Source organism: Stenotrophomonas sp. PS02300, from assembly GCF_029959395.1.
Taxonomy (GTDB): Bacteria; Pseudomonadota; Gammaproteobacteria; order Xanthomonadales; family Xanthomonadaceae; genus Stenotrophomonas; species Stenotrophomonas maltophilia_AD.
Window position 1 is genome coordinate 1 of sequence record NZ_JASCOP010000296.1, and the last position, 255, is coordinate 255.

Annotated in this window: 1 pseudogene; it reads right to left on the bottom strand. The window is 63.5% G+C overall.

From position 1 onward, the window contains the following. Positions 1-255: pseudogene (locus tag QMX79_RS20990) on the bottom strand (elongation factor Tu); the annotation flags it as partial.

A 255-nucleotide genomic window follows, 5' to 3' on the forward strand; every position in this document is an offset into this window, starting at 1 on the left:
CCATCTTCACGTTGTCACCCGGCATCACCATCTCGACGCCTTCCGGCAGCTTGGCGGCGCCAGTGATGTCGGTGGTACGGAAGTAGAACTGCGGGCGGTAGCCGTTGAAGAACGGGGTGTGACGGCCACCTTCGTCCTTCGACAGCACGTACACTTCGCCTTCGAACTCGGTGTGCGGCTTGATCGAACCCGGCTTGCACAGGACCTGACCGCGCTGGACGTCGTCACGCTTGGTGCCGCGCAGCAGCAGACCGG